Annotated in this window: 16 protein-coding genes; 10 read left to right on the top strand and 6 right to left on the bottom strand. The window is 72.8% G+C overall.

Annotated features, from left to right (window positions below; translation table 11 throughout):
• Position 1 precedes the first annotated feature (1 nt).
• On the bottom strand, positions 2-2,212 hold the full coding sequence (gene secA2 / locus ACIBCT_RS05680; protein ID WP_399186213.1) for an accessory Sec system translocase SecA2: 2,211 nt from the start codon (positions 2,210-2,212) through the stop codon (positions 2-4).
• 223 nt (positions 2,213-2,435) lie between these two features.
• On the opposite strand from secA2, the gene ACIBCT_RS05675 reads away from it, so the two are divergent.
• A complete protein-coding gene (locus ACIBCT_RS05675) occupies positions 2,436-3,587 on the top strand; it encodes a lactate 2-monooxygenase (RefSeq protein ID WP_399186212.1) in 1,152 nt (383 codons plus the stop codon).
• Positions 3,584-4,375 (top strand): class II aldolase/adducin family protein, encoded by a 792-nt coding sequence (locus ACIBCT_RS05670; RefSeq protein ID WP_399186211.1) that lies wholly within the window; start codon positions 3,584-3,586, stop codon positions 4,373-4,375. The genes ACIBCT_RS05675 and ACIBCT_RS05670 overlap by 4 nt, the downstream gene beginning before the upstream one ends.
• 58 nt (positions 4,376-4,433) lie before the next feature.
• Here the strand turns inward: ACIBCT_RS05670 and ACIBCT_RS05665 are convergent, their stop codons facing one another.
• Complete coding sequence (locus ACIBCT_RS05665) at positions 4,434-5,342, bottom strand: DMT family transporter (RefSeq protein ID WP_399186210.1); 909 nt, start codon at positions 5,340-5,342, stop codon at positions 4,434-4,436.
• A 312-nt stretch (positions 5,343-5,654) separates the two neighbouring features.
• Between ACIBCT_RS05665 and ACIBCT_RS05660 the strand changes: the two genes are divergently transcribed.
• The 3 genes from ACIBCT_RS05660 (at position 5,655) to ACIBCT_RS05650 (ending at position 8,566) form a co-directional block, all read left to right on the top strand.
• Complete coding sequence (locus tag ACIBCT_RS05660) at positions 5,655-6,020, top strand: VOC family protein (protein ID WP_399186209.1); 366 nt, start codon at positions 5,655-5,657, stop codon at positions 6,018-6,020.
• A gap of 153 nt (positions 6,021-6,173) precedes the next feature.
• The gene (locus ACIBCT_RS05655) at positions 6,174-7,643 is read left to right on the top strand and encodes a pentapeptide repeat-containing protein (protein WP_399186208.1); all 1,470 of its coding nucleotides are present in this window, start codon (positions 6,174-6,176) and stop codon (positions 7,641-7,643) included.
• Between the two features lie 35 nt (positions 7,644-7,678).
• Complete coding sequence (locus ACIBCT_RS05650; RefSeq protein WP_399186207.1) at positions 7,679-8,566, top strand: DMT family transporter; 888 nt, start codon at positions 7,679-7,681, stop codon at positions 8,564-8,566.
• A gap of 109 nt (positions 8,567-8,675) precedes the next feature.
• Here the strand turns inward: ACIBCT_RS05650 and ACIBCT_RS05645 are convergent, their stop codons facing one another.
• On the bottom strand, positions 8,676-9,899 hold the full coding sequence (locus ACIBCT_RS05645) for an FAD-dependent monooxygenase (RefSeq protein ID WP_399186206.1): 1,224 nt from the start codon (positions 9,897-9,899) through the stop codon (positions 8,676-8,678).
• A gap of 73 nt (positions 9,900-9,972) precedes the next feature.
• Here ACIBCT_RS05645 and ACIBCT_RS05640 point away from each other — a divergent pair, with 73 nt between their 5' ends.
• Positions 9,973-10,554: a TetR/AcrR family transcriptional regulator gene (locus ACIBCT_RS05640; protein ID WP_399186205.1), complete on the top strand. Its 582-nt coding sequence runs from the start codon at positions 9,973-9,975 to the stop codon at positions 10,552-10,554.
• Between the two features lie 5 nt (positions 10,555-10,559).
• On the opposite strand, the gene ACIBCT_RS05635 is transcribed toward ACIBCT_RS05640, so the two are convergent.
• Positions 10,560-11,141, bottom strand: coding sequence for a GNAT family N-acetyltransferase (locus ACIBCT_RS05635; RefSeq protein WP_399186204.1), 582 nt, complete (start codon positions 11,139-11,141; stop codon positions 10,560-10,562).
• 159 nt (positions 11,142-11,300) lie between these two features.
• On the opposite strand from ACIBCT_RS05635, the gene ACIBCT_RS05630 reads away from it, so the two are divergent.
• From ACIBCT_RS05630 to ACIBCT_RS05620, 3 genes are all read left to right on the top strand, one after another.
• A complete protein-coding gene (locus tag ACIBCT_RS05630) occupies positions 11,301-12,506 on the top strand; it encodes an acyl-CoA dehydrogenase family protein (protein ID WP_399186203.1) in 1,206 nt (401 codons plus the stop codon).
• Between the two features lie 117 nt (positions 12,507-12,623).
• Entirely contained in the window at positions 12,624-13,799 is a 1,176-nt protein-coding gene (locus ACIBCT_RS05625) for an acyl-CoA dehydrogenase family protein (protein ID WP_399186202.1), read from the top strand.
• 106 nt (positions 13,800-13,905) lie between these two features.
• A complete protein-coding gene (locus ACIBCT_RS05620) occupies positions 13,906-14,994 on the top strand; it encodes an acyl-CoA dehydrogenase family protein (protein ID WP_399186201.1) in 1,089 nt (362 codons plus the stop codon).
• Positions 14,995-15,139: 145 nt separating this feature from the next.
• On the opposite strand, the gene ACIBCT_RS05615 is transcribed toward ACIBCT_RS05620, so the two are convergent.
• A complete protein-coding gene (locus ACIBCT_RS05615; RefSeq protein WP_399186200.1) occupies positions 15,140-15,724 on the bottom strand; it encodes a TetR/AcrR family transcriptional regulator in 585 nt (194 codons plus the stop codon).
• A 201-nt stretch (positions 15,725-15,925) separates the two neighbouring features.
• Here ACIBCT_RS05615 and ACIBCT_RS05610 point away from each other — a divergent pair, with 201 nt between their 5' ends.
• The gene (locus ACIBCT_RS05610; RefSeq protein ID WP_399186199.1) at positions 15,926-16,684 is read left to right on the top strand and encodes a nuclease-related domain-containing protein; all 759 of its coding nucleotides are present in this window, start codon (positions 15,926-15,928) and stop codon (positions 16,682-16,684) included.
• Between the two features lie 94 nt (positions 16,685-16,778).
• On the opposite strand, the gene ACIBCT_RS05605 is transcribed toward ACIBCT_RS05610, so the two are convergent.
• Complete coding sequence (locus tag ACIBCT_RS05605) at positions 16,779-18,143, bottom strand: VWA domain-containing protein (RefSeq protein ID WP_399186198.1); 1,365 nt, start codon at positions 18,141-18,143, stop codon at positions 16,779-16,781.
• Positions 18,144-18,188 lie beyond the last annotated feature (45 nt).

Here is an 18,188-nt window from a genome sequence, read left to right as displayed (position 1 = left end):
GTCAGCGGCGGCGGACCTTGTTGGTGAGGCGGTTGAGGATGCGGTCCCACTCGGTGCCGAACGGGTTCTCCTGCACCAGGTAGGTCCAGGTGGCGGTGGGACGCTTGAGCCCCGCGCCCTCCAGGTCGAGCCCCTCGGCGGTGACCTCGGCGGTCTCGAACGTCTCGACCGAGCGCGTCTCGATCTCGGCCAGCAGCCGCTGGTAGGCCGGGACGGCGTCCTTGTGGAACTCGTCGATCGGGTTGAGCCGGCCCAGCACCCGCAGGTGGATGCCCTCGCGCAGCTCTCCCAGGTAGGCCAGGTGGTCGGCCCAGCAGCGGTCGATGTGGAACAGCACGATCTGGCGGGCGGCCTCGTGCAGCACGTCCTCGCCGACGCTCTCCGACAGCTCCGCCCACCGCTCGGGGGCCGCGGCGGCCAGGGCGTCCCCGGCCGTCCGCTCGCGCAGCACCCTGTCGCGGCGTTCCAGCAGCAGGCCGCGCTGGCGTTCCAGCAGCCGCGTGTAGCGCCAGGTGTTGCGGTGGATCTCCATGTTGACGCCCTCGGCGACCCGCTGGGCGTGACCCACCAGCGAGCGCTCCGGCACGCCCTTGGCGTACTCGTCGGCGACGTAGTGGGTGATCAGCTCGTCCTCGCCGCTGACGAAGAAGACCGAGCCGCCGGGGTCGCCCTGACGGCCCGCGCGCCCGCGGAGCTGGTCGTCCAGGCGGCTGCTGGTGTGCCGTCCGGAACCGATGATGTACAGGCCGCCGAGCTCCTCGACGCCCTCGCCGAGCCGGATGTCGGTGCCGCGCCCGGCCATCTGGGTGGAGACCGTCAGCGCGCCGCGCTCCCCGGCCCGGGAGATGATGGCCGCCTCCTCGGCGTCGTTCTTGGCGTTGAGGACCACGCACTCCAGCCCCCGGCCGCTCAGCGTCAGCGCCAGGCGCTCGGACTCGGCCACGTCCAGCGTGCCGACCAGGATCGGCCTGCCGGTCGCGTGCACCTCGGCGATCTCGTCGACCAGCGCGAGGTCCTTCTCCATCCGGTACTCGAAGAGCCGGTCGGGCTCGTCGGTCCGCACGCACGGCCGGTTGGACGGGATCACCGCGACCTTGAGGTCGTAGAACTCCCGGAGCTGGTCGCCGACCGCGACGGCCGTGCCGGTCATGCCGCACTTCTCCGGGTAGCGGGTGATCAGCGCCTGGACGGTGATCGAGTCGAGGATCTCACCGGTCTCCGACGGCGACAGCGCCTCCTTGGCCTCCACCGCCGCCTGCAGGCCGTCCGGCCAGCGCTGCAGCAGCGCCACCCGGCCCCGGGACGGGTTGATCAGGTGCACCCGGCCGTCGCGGACGATGTAGTCGACGTCCTTGGTCAGCAGCGCGTGGGCGTGCAGGGCGAGGTTGACCTCGGTGAGGGTGGCGGGGGTGTCGTAGAGCTGCACGCCGAGCGCCTGCTCGACGGTGTCGATGCCCTTGCTCGTCAGGTGCACGTTGCGCGCCTGGTCGTCGAGCTCGTAGTGGTAGCCCTTGACGAGCTGCCTGACCAGCGCGGCCATCTCCGGCACCGCGTCACCGGGGTCGGCGGCCCCGGCCAGCACCAGCGGCACCCGGGCCTCGTCGACCAGCACCGAGTCGGCCTCGTCGACCAGCGCCACGGCCGGGGCCGGGACGATGAGGTCGTCCACGTCCGTGGCGAGCCGGTCGCGCAGCACGTCGAAGCCGATCTCGCTGACCGAGCCGTACGTCACGTCGGCCGCGTAGGCCGCGCGGCGCTCCTCGGGGGTGGAGGTCTGCCCGATCCAGCCGCAGGAGACGCCGAGCGTCTCGTACAGCGGGCCCATCCACTCGGCGTCGCGCCGGGCCAGGTAGTCGTTGACCGAGATGACGTGGACGCGCTTGCCCTGCAGGGCGTGCCCGGCCGCGGCCATCGCGCCGGCCAGGGTCTTGCCCTCGCCGGTGGCCATCTCCGCGACGTTGCCCGAGAGCATCGCGAGCATGCCGACCAGCTGCACGTCGTACGGACGCAGGTCCAGGGAGCGGCGCGCGGCCTCCCGCACGATCGCGCAGAACTCGGCCAGGTCGTCGACCGAGGCGCGGGGGAGCTCGTCGAGCGCGCGGATCCGCTCCTCGCGGGCCCCCGCCTCCGCCACCACCCGCTCGAACTTCGACAGGTCCACGGTGCCGGGGCGTTCCAGAAAACGCCGGAAGAGCTGAGTTATCGAGGCCACGTTCCCTCCAACGCCCTTTCCCGGGCTCGCGTTCCGTCTCTTGGGACATTGTGGTGTAAAGATCGGTCGTGTACAGAGTGGAGGCTCGCCCGCGCGAGCCGAATCCCCGCCCGCGCGGGGACGGGACCCGGACACGCCGGGCCCGCCCGCCCGGGAACGGATCGGAAGCCGGACCTGTCCCCCAGGCGTGGACATTCTCCTCGATCGGCACAAAGGTTGGGACATGTCGTTCTCCGATTACCAGTACGAGATCTACCTCGACGGCCTCGCCGGGCGGCAGCCCCCGTACTCGACCTCGTTCGCGGAACTGGAGCGGGTGGCGCGCGAGCGGCTGGAGCCGGGACCGTACTGGTACGTGGCGGGGTCGGCCGGCATCGGCGCGACCCAGCGCGCCAACCGCGAGGCGTTCGACCGGCGGCGGATCGTGCCCCGGATGCTGCGCGACGTCTCGGTCCGCGACCTGGGCGTGGAGCTGTTCGGCAGGAGGTACCCCGCGCCGCTGCTGCTGGCGCCGATCGGGGTGCAGTCGATCGTCCACCCCGACGGGGAGATGGCCACCGCCAGGGCCGCCGCCTCGCTCGGCGTCCCCATGGTGCTCAGCACCGCCGCCTCGCACACCATCGAGGAGGTGGCCGAGGCCGGAGGGCCCCGCTGGTTCCAGCTCTACTGGCCGCACGACGACGAGGTGACGCTCAGCCTGCTGCAACGGGCCGCCAGGAGCGGTTACGACACCCTGGTCGTCACCCTCGACACCTGGACGCTGGCCTGGCGCCCGCGCGACCTCGACCTCGCCTACCTGCCGTTCCTGCGCGGCACCGGCCTGGCGATCCCGTTCTCCGACCCGGTGTTCCGCTCCCGGCTGGAGCGGCCGGTCGAGGAGGACCTGAACGCCGCGATCATCCAGTGGGCGCCGATGTTCAACGGCCGCTCCCACACCTGGGAGCGGCTGTCGCTGCTGCGCGACAACTGGGAAGGGCCGATCGTCCTCAAGGGCGTGCAGCACGCCGACGACGCGCTGCGCGCCGCCGACGCGGGCATGGACGGCGTGGTCGTCTCCAACCACGGAGGCCGCCAGGTCGACGGCGCCACGGCGTCGCTGGACGCGCTCCCCGCGATCGCGGCGGCCGTGGGCGACCGGCTGACCGTGCTGTTCGACTCGGGGGTGCGCACCGGCTCCGACGTCGTCAAGGCCCTGGCCCTCGGCGCGCGGGCCGTCCTGCTGGGCCGCCCGTACGTGTGGGGGCTGGCGGTCGGCGGGGAGGACGGCGTCCGCCACGTCCTGCGCTCACTGCTCGCCGAACTCGACCTCACCCTCGGCCTGGCGGGCCACGACGGCCCCGCCGGCCTCGACCCTTCCGCCCTGGAGGCATCATGAGCCTGTCCGACCTGCAGCCGATCCCCGGCGACCAGCTGATCTTCCGGTTGCCGCAGACGTTCGCGACCGCCGACCAGGAGCGCCGCCACCGGCAGGAGCGCCTGGTCGCGGCACTGCGGCTGTTCGGCAGGTTCGGCTTCGAGGAGGGCGTGGCCGGTCACATCACCGTCCGCGACCCCGAGCACACCGACCACTTCTGGGTGAACCCGTTCGGCATGTCGTTCAAGCACATCACGATCGCCGACCTGATCCTGGTCAACCACGAGGGCCAGGTGGTCGAGGGGCGTCACCACGTCAACCAGGCCGCGTTCGCGATCCACTCGATGGTCCACCAGGCCCGGCCGGACGTGGTCGCCGCCGCGCACAGCCACTCGGTGTACGGCAAGGCGCTGTCCTCGCTGGGCACCCTGCTGGAACCCCTCACCCAGGACGCGTGCGCCTTCTACGAGGACATCGCCCTGTTCGACGACTACACCGGCGTCGTGCTGGAGACCGAGGAGGGGCGCCGCATCGCCCAGGCCCTCGGCTCCAACAAGGCGGTCATCCTGCGCAACCACGGTCTGCTGACGGTCGGCGCGAGCGTGGACGCCGCCGCCTGGTGGTTCATCACGCTGGAGCGCTCGTGCCAGGCCCAGCTCCTGGCCAAGGCGGCGGGCCCGACGGTCCCGATCAGCCACGAGAACGCCAAGCTCACCCACGGCCAGATCGGCAACGACACGGTCGGCTGGATCAACTTCCAGCCGCTGTACGACCAGATCACCGCCGCCGAGCCCGACCTGTTCGGCTGAGGTCCCGTGCGGCCGGTGTCCCCGCCGGGCCTCGGCCGAGGCCCGGCAGGGCCGGTCCTCAGGCCGGGACGCCCGTGCGCCCCCTCTCGTTCAGGGCCGGCAGGGCCACCGCGCCGAGCAGCAGGCACCCGCCGCACACCGCCGCCGGGGTGAGCCGCTCACCGAGCAGCAGGACCCCCAGCAGCGTCGCGCCCACCGGCTCCACCAGCGTGATCACCGAGGCGGTGGTGGCGCGTACCGCGCCCAGGCCGATGAAGAACAGGCCGTAGGCCAGGGCCGTCGGGACCGCGCCGAGATAGACGATGATCGTCCAGAAGACGAGCGGGTCACCGGAGGGCAGCAGGCCCTGGACGAGCGCGATCGGCAGCAGGCAGAGCCCGCCGACGACGAAGCCGCCCGTCGCGGTGGCGTACGGCTCCGTCGCGAAGGCCCGGTTGAGCAGCGTCACCCCCGCGTAGCCCGCCGCCGACAGCAGGGCCCACCAGGTGCCGGACGCCGAGAAGGACCCCGACCCGTCGTCCAGGGTCAGCAGGACCAGACCGGCCAGCGCGACCGCGACCGAACCCAGCCCGGCCGCGCCGAGCCGTTCGCCCAGCAGCAGCCGGCCCCCGGCGGCCACCAGGACGGGGGTGGCGCCGATGGTGACCACGGTCGCCACGGCCAGGCCCGAGTCCGCGATCGCCGCGAAGTACGCGGTCTGGTAGACGGCCATCCCGGCGCCGGTGAGCAGGATCCCGCCGAGGTTGCGGGGCCTGCCGGAGGGGCGCCCCGGGGTTCCCCCCAGGCCGAACAGGCGGGTGGCGAGCAGGAGCATGGCCGCCCCCGCGGCGAACCGCCAGAAGGAGACGGCGACGGGACCGATCCCGCCGCTCAGGTCGAGCAGCGCGCCGGCGGCACCGCCGGTGCCCCAGGCGGTCGCCGCGATGGAAACGTACAGCAGGCCCCGGCGTACGGAGACATGCGTCATGAGGGTCTCTCCAGATGAGGTGTTCGTCGTCAGGTCGCACGTATGCGGACGGCAAGCACCCACCGGACCGCCCGGGTCCGGTCTGTCAGGAGAGGGCCGCCCGCTAGCGGGCGGGGGGCGGAGAGACGATCAGGAACACGGGGCCACCATAACCGGGTCCGCCTCCCCGGGCCAGGAGGTATCCGGCCACCGCCCGCGCCGGGCCACCGGGTCCGCCGGACGGCCAGGGTCGCGGGGGAGGGGGCCGTCCGCCCCCCGTTCCCCTCCGGGAACCTGACATCAGGTGACAGGTACGGGCGGGACGATCGGCACATGACCACGAAAGCGCAATTCATCGCGGTGAACATCGACTGCGCCGACCCCAGGCGGCTGGCCGAGTTCTACGCGACGGTCCTCGGTTACGAGGTCCAGTACGCCGAGGACACCTACGCCGGCATCGGCGACGGCACGATGACCATCTACTTCCAGCAGAACCTCGACCGCAAGCCGTCCGCCTGGCCCGGCCCCGACAAGCAGTTCCACCTCGACGTGCGCGTCCCCGACGTGGACCAGGCCGTCAAGGACTACCTGGAGCTCGGCGCCACCAAGCCCGACTACCAGCCCGGCGAGGGGAACTGGATCGTCCTGGCCGACCCGGAGGGGCATCTGTTCTGCATCTGCCCGCCCGCCGCCGAGTAGCCGGCCCGCCCGCGCACCGCTCCTCCGGACGTCTCGCGCGGTGGCCGGACAGATCTCCCGGGATGACCGGGCCGCTCTTCCGGACGTCCCCGCGGTGACCGGGCCGGGGCGTTCCCGTGGACGTTTCCGGTGGGATGCGGTGAAGTTTCCCTCATGAGGCGATGGGGGTGGCGGCCGGGGCGCCGGGCGGCCGGCGTGGGGATGCTCGTCGCGGCGGGGGCGGCGGCGACGGCCACGCCGGTGGCGGCCCTGGCCGGGGCGCCGGACGTGGCGGCCTACGTGCCGCTGCCCGGTGTGCTCGCCCTGACGGCCGTGGTGCTCGCGGCCGCGGGAGCGGGCCTGGTGAGGCGACCCGGCGAACAGGGGCGCGCGGTGCTGCGCGTCCTGTCCCGATGGTGGGTCCTCGCCGGAGCCGTGCTCGTCGCCGTGTCCGTCTGGGGGACCACGGCCCTCCTGCTCTCCCTCGCCGACACGGCGCCGGACGCGGCCAGGCGCGTCGAGCTGCGGCTGGACGCGGTGAAGACCGGCCTGACCGTCGGCGCGGGAGCGGCCGGGCTGGTGGCGCTCCTGCTCGGCGTACGCCGGCAGTGGCTCGGGGAGCGGACGCAGGCCCACCAGGAGTACGACGCCGCCGAGAAGCGCGTGACCGAGCTCTACATCGGGGCGACCGGCCAGCTCGGCCACGAGCGGGCCGCGGTGCGGCTGGCCGGGCTGTACGCGCTGGAGCGGGTCGCCCAGGACAACCCCGAGCATCGCCAGACGGTCGTCGACGTGATCTGCGGCTACCTGCGGATGCCTCCCTGGGCCGGACCGGCGGAACCGGCCGGCGAGGAGCGGGAGACCGACCCGTCCGTCGACCCGCAGGAGCTCCAGGTCCGCGTCACGGCACAGCGGATCCTCGGCGAGCACCTGCGCTGGAGCGGATCGGAACCGGTGCTGCCCGCCCGGTTCTGGCCCGGCATCGACCTCGACCTCACCGGCGCGCGGCTGGTGAAGCTCGACCTCGGCGACTGCCGGATGCGCCGGGCGGGGTTCGGCGGGGCCGTCTTCGAGGGGGGTGCCCGCTTCGAAGGGGCCCTCTTCGCGGAACGGGCGGTGTTCGGGGGAGCCGGCTTCGCCGTCTCCGGCCCGGCGGGGAACGTCTCCGGCGCGGCGAGGAGCGCCTCCGGCCGGGAGGGGAACGTCTCCGGCCCGGCAGGGTACGGCGACCGCGCGGCGACCTTCAGGAACGCGCGGTTCGCCCGGGAGGCGGTGTTCCGGGACGCGGTGTTCGCGGTGCGGGCGAACTTCGCGGGCACGACGTTCGAGGGGGCGGCGCTGTTCGGCGGCGCGGACTTCGAGGACCGGGCGACCTTCCGCGGGGCCGTCTTCGCGGAGGCCGCGCTGTTCGGCGGTGCCGCCTTCACCGGTGAGGCCGTATTCCGCCAGGTCACGTTCGAGGGGGCGGCGTTCTTCGGCACGGCCACGTTCCGTACCGGCCCCTCCTTCGCGGAGGCGAGGGCCCGCACGGTGCCCGGTACGCAGCGGTCCTGGCCGGGCGGGTGGGACGAGGCCGTCGACGACGGCTCGGACATCGCACGATTGGTGGAAGGGGGGTCCCTACCCGTTCCTCCGGCGCCCTAAGCTTGCGGGATGACCCGAGAATCGCTTCTTTCCGTATGCCCTGTCCGCTCTGGGGGGTGGCGATGACCTGGGTCGGGATATCGATCGCGCTGGTCGGTGCGCTGGGTTACGCGCTCGGGGCCGCGCTCCAGCAGTTCGAGGCCGTCTCGGAGGGCGCCTCGCTCAAGCTGATGAAGCGGCCCCGCTGGTGGCTCGGCGGCGTCATCGGCTTCACCGGGGCCTCCCTGCACGCCGTCGCCCTCAGTTTCGCGCCGCTGATCGCGGTGCAGCCGATCAGCGTGGCGACGCTGGTGTTCGCGGTGCCGCTGGCGGCGTTGCTGCACGGCAGGCGCCCGCACCGGGCGGAGATCCTCGGCTCGCTGGCGGTGGCCGTGGGACTGCTCGTCCTGATGCTGCTGGTCCCGTCCCATCCGGTGAGGCCGCACATGACGAACCAGGAGGCGCTGGGCTTCCTGGGCTGTGTCGGGCTGGTCGTGCTGGTCACGCACCTGCTGGGACGGAGGATGACCGGCTCCCCCCAGGCGCTCGTGCTGTCGGTCGGCGCGGGAGCGGTGACGGCCAGCGTCTCCACCTTCGTCCGGGTGGTGGGCGGCACCTTCGAGGGTGACCTGTCCATGCTGGTCCACTGGTTCGCCCTGGCGATCCCGGTGCTGCTCATCGTCGCGGTCGTGCTGCTGCAGAAGACGTACGAGGTGGGATATTTCGGGATCTCGTACGCGGCCGTTCAGGTGGTGGACCCGGTCACCTCGATCCTGGCGGGCACGCTCCTGCTCGACGAGGCCGTCCCCCGCGGCTGGGCGAACGTGATCCCCGCGCTGGGCGCCGCCGCGCTGCTGGTCTGGGGGACGGTCACCCTGGGAAGGCTCTCGCCGGACCACGGCGTCCCCGCCGCGGTCCGCGAGAAGGAGCCCGTCTCCCCGTAGCCGCCCCCGTGCCGAACCCGTGCGAACCCGCGGTGAAGGCACGCCCGTCCCGCCGTGGACGTCTCCCTTCCGAAGGCGTCCCTCTCGCCCCGGGTACTCCCGATCGGGGTCAGCCCGCGGGCGGCGTCCAGCCGAGCACCTCGTCCATGGCGCCGTTCACGCGCGACGGGGCGAGCCGCCAGCCGACCGCCATCGCGGTGTCACGCAGCCGTACGGCCAGGGGGTTGCGCATCCGGCTGACGCGGCAGATCCTCGCGGAGCTGTTCATGATCTTCGTGGTGCGCTCCAGCCGGGCGGCGGTGTAGGCGGCCGGCCCGCCGTTCTCCCCGCCCAGGGTCTTCTGCCGCCCGCCGTGCGAGCCGTCCGGCACGGCGTGTCCGGGGGAGCCCATCGCGTGGGCCAGGACCACCGCGTCCTCGATCGCCTGGCAGGCGCCCTGTCCCATGTTGGGGGTCATGGCGTGCGCGGCGTCGCCCAGCAGGACGACCCTGCCCCGGTGCATGGCGGGCAGCGGGGTGGCCAGGTGGTACACGTCGTTCCTCAGCACGTCCCGCGGCGAGGCCGCGGCCAGGAGCTCCGGGATCGGGGAGTGCCAGTCCCCGAACAGCCGCCGCAGCTCGGCCAGTTGATCCCCGCCGTCACCGTTCGCGTCACCGTTCGCGCGGCCGCCGCCCGCCGGGACGGTGTCGGTGGCGTAGCAGTAGACCCTTCCCCCGGCCAGCGGCATGACGCCGAAGACCCTCCCGCGTCCCCAGCTCTCGTGGGCCCGGCCCGGGACGTGGTCCGCCGGGACGAGCAGCCGCCAGCTGGTGACGCCCGCGTAGCGCGGGCCGGGGTGGCCGGGGAACAGCGCGGACCGGACGGGGGAGTGGATGCCGTCGGCCGCCACCACCAGGTCCGCCGTCACCTGCTCCCGCGCGAGGACCACCAGCCCGTTGTCCGGATCGACCCGGAGAACGGGCGTGCCCAGCCGGACCGTGCCCGCCTCCAGCCGGGAGAAGAGCACGTCGACCAGGTCCGAGCGGCGCAGCAGCACCAGCGAGTCGCCGCCGTTGCGCGCGGCGGTCGCCTCCACGGTGGTCCTCAGCAGCCACCGGCCGTCGGAACGGCGGAAGCCGCCCGTGCCCTGGACCGCCGACAGCGCGCGGATGTCGTCGCCGGCGCCGATCGTGTCCAGCGCCCTGAGCGCGTTGGCGGCGATGCCCAGGCCGGAGCCGACCGGCTCCAGGGACGCCGCCCGCTCGAACACCGTCACCTCCCAGCCCCGGCGGCGTAACGCGACCGCCGCCGTCAGCCCGCCGATGCCCGCCCCGATGACCACTGCGTGTGCCATGACCCATCCCCTCACTACGGATGTAGTGAAAATTACTACATCCGTAGTTCAACTACAAATGTAGTATGGAAGGGTGACGTCACCGCGTGCCGACCTGGTCGCCGACACCGCCATCACCCTGCTGGCGGAGCGAGGCATGCGCGGTCTGACCCACCGGGCCGTGGACGAGGCGGCGGGCCTGCCGCCGGGGTCGACCTCGAACCTGGCCCGCACCCGGTCCGCCCTGCTGGAGCTGACCCTCGCGCGGCTCGCCCGGCTGGAGGCCGGCGCGTTCGCGCCGTTGCTGAACGCCCCGGAGACGGACGTCGTGGACGTCCTGGTGGAGATGACGGCCCAGGCGCTGCGGACGCAGCTGACCGTCGGCCGCGAGATGCTGATCGCCCGCTACGAGCTGGCCCTGGAGGCCACCCGGCGTCCCGAGCTGCGCACGATCTACGACCTGGCCGGGCAGCGGTTCCGCGATCCCGCGGTCGCGATCCTGGCCGCCGCGGGATCGTCCGATCCGGTACGGCACGCCCGCCTGCTGGTCGCCTTCAGCGAAGGGGTGATGTTCGACGCCGTCGTCGGTGCCGGTGTCGAGCCGAGCCTGGACGACCTGCGGCTGGGGGTCGGGGAACTGCTGCGCGGCGTGCTCGGCCGGGAACCGCCGACCTGACGGCCTCAGCGGCCGGTGAGGCGGGCGCGGTGGGCGGGCCATTCGTCGTCGAGGATGCCGAAGTAGACGGTGTCGCGCCAGGTGCCGTCGGCGCGGCGGCGGTGGCGGCGCAACGTGCCCTCGTGGACGCCGCCGATGCGCCCGATGGCGTTCTGCGAGCGGACGTTGAGGTTGTCGGTCTTGAGCTGCACCCGGCTCATGCCCAGCACGTCGAAGGCGTGGTCGATCAGCAGGACCTTGCACTCGGTGTTCACCGCGGAGCGCCACACGGACCTGGCGTACCAGGTCCAGCCGATCTCGATGCTCTCGGCGTACCCGGGGGTGTCCATGTAGGTGGTCCAGCCGACCGCGCGGCCGGTCCCGCGCAGGATCACGGCGAACGGGACGTGGTCCGGCGCCTCGATCAGACCGGTCGCGATCTCGGCCAGCTCCGCCTCGGTGCGAGGGGGGTCGTAGGTCACCCAGCGCCAGATCTCCTCGTCGCCGCCCCCGGCCAGGAACAGGTCGGGAAGGTGGCCGGTGGTCAGCGGCTCCAGTCGTACGGTGTCGCCCTCGAGAACGACGGGGTCGGGCATCTTCGCGGTCATGGGGCGACTCTAGGATCCCGAGTGGACCTGTCCGTAGGTCCACTCGCAGCACGTTCCCGAGGACCACTCGGCGGACGGACCGGCCGGGTTCGGCCTCGCGACCTGTCGACACTCATACCGTCCGGTCGGTACGCTCACGGGAGACCGTGAGGAGACCCCATGGATTTCGCGTTCGACGCCCAGACCGAGAAGCTGAGGGAACGGCTGCTCGCCTTTATGGACGAGTGCGTCTACCCGGCGGAGGAGGCGTTCGAGGCCCAGGCCGCCGAGAGCGGGTGGGCCGCCCCGCCGCTGCTGGAGGACCTCAAGGAGGAGGCGCGCAAACGGGACCTGTGGAACCTGTTCCTGCCCGGCGAGCACGGCGCGGGTCTGACGAACCTCCAGTACGCGCCGCTGGCCGAGATCATGGGCCGCTCGCCCAGGATCGCCCCGGCCGCGACCAACTGCGCCGCCCCCGACACCGGCAACATGGAGGTCCTCTCCATGTTCGGCAACCGGTGGCAGCGCGAGCAGTGGCTGGAGCCGCTGCTGCGCGGTGAGATCCGCTCGGCGTTCGCCATGACCGAGCCGGACACCGCCTCCTCCGACGCCACGAACATCGCCCTGTCGATCGTCAGGGACGGCTCCGAGTACGTCGTCAACGGCCGCAAGTGGTTCGCCTCCGGCGCGATGAACCCCAACTGCAGGATCTTCATCGTGATGGGCAAGACCGACCCCGAGGCGTCCTCGCACCGGCAGCAGTCGATGATCCTCGTCCCGCGTGACACGCCAGGGATGCACGTCAGGCGGGGCATGCACGTCTTCGGCTACTCCGACTCCGACCACGGCGGGCACGCCGAGATCGTCTTCGAGGACGCCCGGGTGCCGGTCGACAACCTGATCGGCGAGGAGGGCGGCGGCTTCGCGATCGCCCAGGCCCGCCTCGGCCCGGGACGCATCCACCACTGCATGCGGCTGATCGGGATGGCCGAGCGGGCGGTCGAGCTGATGTGCACCCGCACCCTGGAGCGGACCGCGTTCGGCAGGCCGATCGCCCAGCAGGGCGTCGTCCAGGACTGGATCGCCGAGTCGAGGGTGAGGATCGAGCAGCTGCGGCTGCTCGTGCTGAAGACCGCCTGGCTGATGGACACCGTCGGCAACCGGGGGGCCCACACCGAGATCCAGGCCATCAAGATCGCCACCCCGCGCGACGTGGAGTGGATCCTGGACAAGGCCATCCAGGCGCACGGCGCAGGAGGGGTCAGCCAGGACTTCCCGCTGGCCGGCCTGTGGGCGGGCGCGCGCTCGCTGCGGCTCGCGGACGGGCCCGACGAGGTCCACAAGCGCTCCCTGGCCTACCGGGAGCTCAAGAAGTACATGCCCTGACCGCCTCGCCTCCCCCGGCCGTACGGGAACCGGGGCGGTGAGGCGGGGGCGGTGACGGCGGGGCGTCCCGGGGCCGCGGGGCGCGCGAATCGACGGAGATCGACGAAGGGAGCGCCCGTGGCGCTGGACGAGAAGGCGGTCAGGGAGCGCGTCGCCGCGTTCCTGGCCGAGCACGACCCGGCCGGGGACCGGCTGGAGTTCCTGCGGGCCCGGTTCGACGCCGGGCTCGCCTGGGTGCACTTCCCCGAGGGCCTGGGCGGGCTCGGGGCCGCCCGCGAGCTGCAGAACGTCGTCGAGCAGGAGCTCGCCGGGACGCCGCAGATCAACCCGGGACTGCAGACGATCGGGCTGGGCATGGCGGCGCCGACGATCCTGGCGTTCGGCACCGAGGAGCAGCGCAGGCGGTTCCTGCGCCCGCTGTGGACCGGCGAGGAGATCTGGTGCCAGCTCTTCAGCGAGCCCGGCGCCGGGTCGGACCTGGCCACGCTCGGCACCCGCGCGGTCAGGGACGGCGACGAGTGGGTGGTGGACGGGCAGAAGGTGTGGACCTCGGGCGCGCACCACTCCCGGTGGGCGATCCTGGTCGCCAGGACCGACGTGGACGTGCCCAAGCACCGCGGCATGACCTACTTCGTGTGCGACATGCAGGCCCCGGGGGTCGAGGTCAGGCCGCTTCGGCAGATCACCGGCGAGGCCGAGTTCAACGAGGTCTTCCTCACCGGCGTACGGCTCGGTGACGACCTGCGGCTGGGTGAGGTCGGCGACGGCTGGCGGGTCGCGCAGACCACGCTGATGAACGAGCGGGTCGCGATCGGCGGCGCGCCGGTCAAGCGGGGCGGCGGTGTGGTCGGCCTGGTGTCGGAGACCTGGCGTTCCCGGCCCGAGCTGCGTACCCACGACCTGCACCAGCGGCTGCTCCGCCTCTGGGTGGAGGCCGAGGTGACCCGCTTGGCCGGGACGCGCCTGCGCGAGCAGCTCTCCGCCGGGCAGCCGGGCCCCGAGGGCTCGGGGATGAAGCTCGCCTTCGCCTCCCTCAACCAGGCCCTGTCCGGGCTGGACGTGGAGCTGCGCGGCGAGGAGGGGCTGACCTACGACGACTGGACCTTCCGCCGCTCCGACACCGTCGACTTCTTCGGCCGGGGCGCGGGGTACCGCTACCTGCGCGCCAAGGGCAACTCCATCGAGGGCGGCACCTCGGAGATCCTGCGCAACATCGTGGCCGAGCGCGTGCTCGGGCTGCCCTCGGAACCCCGCGTCGACAAGGACGTGCCCTGGAAGGACCTGCCGCGGTGACGGCGGGCGGAACGGGCGCGCGGGGCGCGCGGGGTTCGGTGACGAGCGGATCGGGTGCGACCGGTGGAAACGGCCGGCGTGATGGACGAGGAGCGGGGAGCGACCTATGACGCTGTTGTACACCGAGGTCGAGGAGGAGCTCCGGGCCTCCGTGCGCGACCTCCTCGCGGACCGCTGCGGGCCCGACGCGGTGCTGAGGCGCGTCGAGTCCGGGACGCCGTACGACATGGACCTGTGGAAGACGCTGTCCCGGGAGATCGGGGTGGCGGGCCTGCTCGTGCCGGAGGAGCACGGCGGCGCCGGGGCGTCGGCCCGGGAGGTCGCGGTGGTGCTGGAGGAGCTGGGACGGGCCGTGGCGCCGCTGCCGTTCCTCACCAGCTCCGTGCTCGCCACCAAGGCCCTGCTGCTGGCGGGCGAGGGGGAGCTGATCCAGGAGCTCGCCTCGGGGGAGACGACGGCGGCGCTCGCGGTGTCGCTGGCGGCCTCGCCGTACCGGCCGCTGCCCGGGACCGTCACCGTCACGGACGGCGCCCTGAACGGGGAGGTCGGGGCGGTGGCGGGCGCGGAGGTGGCGGACGTGCTGCTCGTGCCCGTCGGGACGGCGCTCTACCGGGTCAGGGCCGCGGACGTCCGGATCGAGACGGTGCCGTCGCTCGACCTGACGAGGCCGGTCTCCACCCTCACGTTCTCCGGCGTGGCCGGGGAGGAGGTCGGCGCGCTCGACACGCGCCGGCTGCTGAGCTTCGGCGCGGGCCTGCTCGCCTCGGAGCAGCTCGGCGTCGCCGAGTGGTGCCTGAACACCACGCTCTCCTACATCAAGGAGCGCCACCAGTTCGCCCGGCCGGTGGGGTCCTTCCAGGCGATCAAGCACCGCATGGCCGACCTCTGGCTGGACGTGGTGCGCGCCCGCGCCGCCGCGAGGAACGCCGCCGACCTGCTGGCCGAGGACGCGGACGTGGCCCACACGCCCGAGGACCGCGAGCTGGCGGCCGCGGTGGCCGCGTCGTGGTGCTCGGAGGTGGCGGTGCACGTCGCCGAGGAGAGCGTCCAGCTGCACGGCGGGATCGGGATGACCTGGGAGCACCCGGTGCACCTCTACCTCAAGCGTGCCAAGGCCACCGAGATCGCGCTCGGCACCCCCGGGGCCCACCGGGAGGCGCTGGCGACCCTGGCGGACCTGCCCGCGCCGGCCTGACCGGTTCGTTCCGGGGCCGTCCCGCCCGGGGCGGCCCCGGGCGGTCACCGCGACCGGTTCGGCACGGGTGGCCGGCGTGAACGGCCGGCGTGGCCGGTCACCGCGACCAGCGCGGCCGGTCATCGCGGCCGGTCACCGCGCCCGGCTACTGCGGCCGGAGCGAGGTGAGGAGCAGGTCGGCGAAGTGGGCTCCCAGCTCGGCGCCCGAGAGGGGGCCGTCGGGGCTGTACCAGGTGCCCAGGTGGTGCACGGACCCGAAGAAGAAGTCCACGACGATGTCGGCGGGCACGTCGTTCCTGAAGGTGCCCTCGCGCTGCCCCTCGGTGACCAGGTCGCGGAAACGCTCGTGGTAGTTGCGCCGCTCGGCCCGGACGACCTTGCGCGTGTCCGGGGCGAGCAGGTGCATCGAGCGGAAGAAGATCTTGGAGTCGTCCAGGTTGTCCACGGTGGTCGTCACGACGTCCGCGGCGGCGGCGTGCAGGCGCTCGGACACCGACCCGGGGCCGTCGGCGATGTGGGTCAGCCGCTCCATCTGCATGCGGAGCACGCGCCCGTAGATCTCGTGGAGCAGGTCGTCCTTGGAGTCGAAGTAGTGGTACATCGCGCCCTTGGTGACGCCGGCCGCCGAGACGACCTCCTGCACGGAGGTGCTCTCGAAGCCCTGCTCGGCGAACAGGCGGGTGGCCTCGCCGAGCAGTCGCTGCCGTACCGGCTCCTGGTCCTGAGTCATACGTCCCCCATGATGTGGTGAGGGAAAGCATACCGACTGGTCGGTTCCACCGTGGGTCTCTGGCGAATGCGTGTTAGTTGCGTCACCTTCGCGGGCCGGGGATAGCTGGAGCTCCAATTTGGGTATTTCATAGCGCAGGGATCTTCAGCGTGGCAGATCCGCCTTCTTTCTTCCTTGACCGTTCAATCATGGGGGTTCGCTATGCCCGGCGGATCTATCTACGTCACCCCGGTCGACCAGGTCCACGGCCTGTCGCCCCAGGTCATGTACGAACAGTTCTGGATCAAAGAGGCCGGCGAGCGCAGGAAGATGCGCGCGGTCAAGGCCGTGGCCGGACTGGTCGCAGGCGTCGCGCTGGCCTACCGGTTCGACCTGTCCATGCCGGTCGTCGGCCTGCTCTGCGGCCTGCTCGTCGCCGCGGGGGACGCGCTGTGGGCCTGGAGGCAGTACGACGCCACCGCGGTCTGGCGCGGCAGGCGCAGGGGGGCGACGATCACCGGCAAGCTGCTCCGCCGCAGGCTGCGCAGGGCCGGGTACCGGATCCTGGACGGCCGCTCCGTCCCGGGCAAGGCCTCGATCGACCACCTCGTCATCGGCCCCGGCGGCGTCTGGGTGGTCGACAACGAGGCGTGGGACCCCGACACCGAGATCGCCCGGTACGGCGACCGGCTGTTCCTGGGCGAGAGGTACGGCACGAAGACGGCCAAGGCGCTCGTCGAGGTGTCCGAGGCGCTGGCCGAGGTGCTCTCCCGCGAGTCGGGCGTCCCGGTGACCATCGAGCCGCTGATCGCCGTGCACGGCGGCCGGCTTCGGCGGTCGGTCACCGCGGAGGGGATCACCCTGCTCAAGCCCCGCCTGGTCGCGCGCTGGATCCGCAACGGCCCGCGGGCCGAGTTCGACGAGACCCAGGTGGAGCTGCTGGCCAGGACCGCCGCCCGGGTGCTGCGCCGGATGAGCTGACACCGCCCGCCCGCGAGGGCGCCCCGGACCGGCCGGTGCCGTTCGCGTCAGCCGATGCGTCCTTTCGGGAGGACGGCGTCCCGCGCGGACCCGCTCAGGCGAGCTCCTCGATGAAGGCCGCGAGCTGCGCGACGTTGCGGCACTCGTACATCGGCACGACCCCGCCGTACGCCGTGGCCAGCGAGTCGCCGGTGTCCCACTGGGCGGTCGGTTCCGGGTTGAGCCAGTAGGCGTGCCGGGCGTCCCGGGCCAGGCGCTTCAGCGTGTCCAGGGCGGGAGGCTGGTAGTTGGACCGGGCGTCGCCCAGGATCAGCAGGGACGTCTTGGGCCCGACGCTGTCGCCGTAGCGTTCGGCGAACGCCTCCAGCGCGTGGCCGTAGTCGGTCCGGCCGAACCGCACCATGTCGGCCTCCTTCGTCAGCCGGGTCATCGCCTCCACCACGTCGGCGCCCGGCACGAAGAACCGGGTGATCTCGTCGACGGTGTCCACGAACCCGAACGCCCGCACCTTGGCGAACTGCTCGCGCAGCGCGTACGTCAGCAGCAGGGTGAAGTGCGCGAAGGAGGCGACCGAGTCGCTGGCGTCGCACAGTACGACCAGCTCGGGCTTGTGCGGCCGTCGCGGCCTGTTGAAGGTGGTCAGCGGCACCCCGCCGCTGGAGAGCGAGGCCCGTACGGTCCGGCGGAAGTCCAGCCGGCCCCGGTGACCGAGCCGGTGCTTGACGGTCAGCCGGGCGGCCAGGCGGCGCGCCAGCGGGTGCACCTCCCGGCGGAGCCTGGCCAGGTCGGCCTTGGTGACGCGCAGGAAGTCGAGCTGCTCCAGCGGCGGGCGTACGGAGGAGCGGGCGATCCGCTCGATCCCGGAGTCCTCGGCGATCCGGCGGCGCACGTCGGTGGAGACCGCCTCCGTGAAGCGCTCGATGTTCTCGCCGATGCGCTGCCGGGCGACCTTCTCGGCCAGCCCGCCGCGCTCCCGGCCCGCCAGGACCTCGGCCAGCAGCCGCGCCATGAGCGTCTCGGGGGAAAGGGCCCGCATCACCGGGTAGGAGAACCAGTTCTGCCTGCCGGGCCCGGCGGGCTGGCGGCCGAAGCGGCCCACCATGGCCCGCGCGAACGCGTTCATCCCCTGGCCCTGACCCTCGGCCTCCAGCAGCAGCTCCGCCAGCCGGTCGCGCAACTCGGGGACCCCGGCGGTCTCCAGGTCCGGCCCGCCCTCGCGCGCGGCCTGCAGGCCGGTCGTGGAGGCGGGGAACCACAGGTCGAACAGCGTGTCGAAGCCCGGCCGGTGCGACGGCCGCTTGACCAGCGTCGCGGCGTACGCGGCGCGCAGCGACTCCCGCTCGGCCAGGTCGATCACCTCCAGCGCCCTGGCCGCGTCCAGGCCCTCGGCCGGTGAGACCGGCAGCCCGGCCTCGCGCAGCGCGTGCACGAACCCCACGTGCCGGTCGAGCAGGCTCATCGCGGCCCTCCCGTCCCGGGTCCCGTCCTCATCCCGGTTCCCGCC

The sequence above is a fragment of the Streptosporangium sp. NPDC050855 genome (genome assembly GCF_044456585.1).
GTDB lineage: Bacteria > Actinomycetota > Actinomycetes > Streptosporangiales > Streptosporangiaceae > Streptosporangium > Streptosporangium longisporum.
This window is presented reverse-complemented; position numbering and strand designations above follow the sequence as displayed.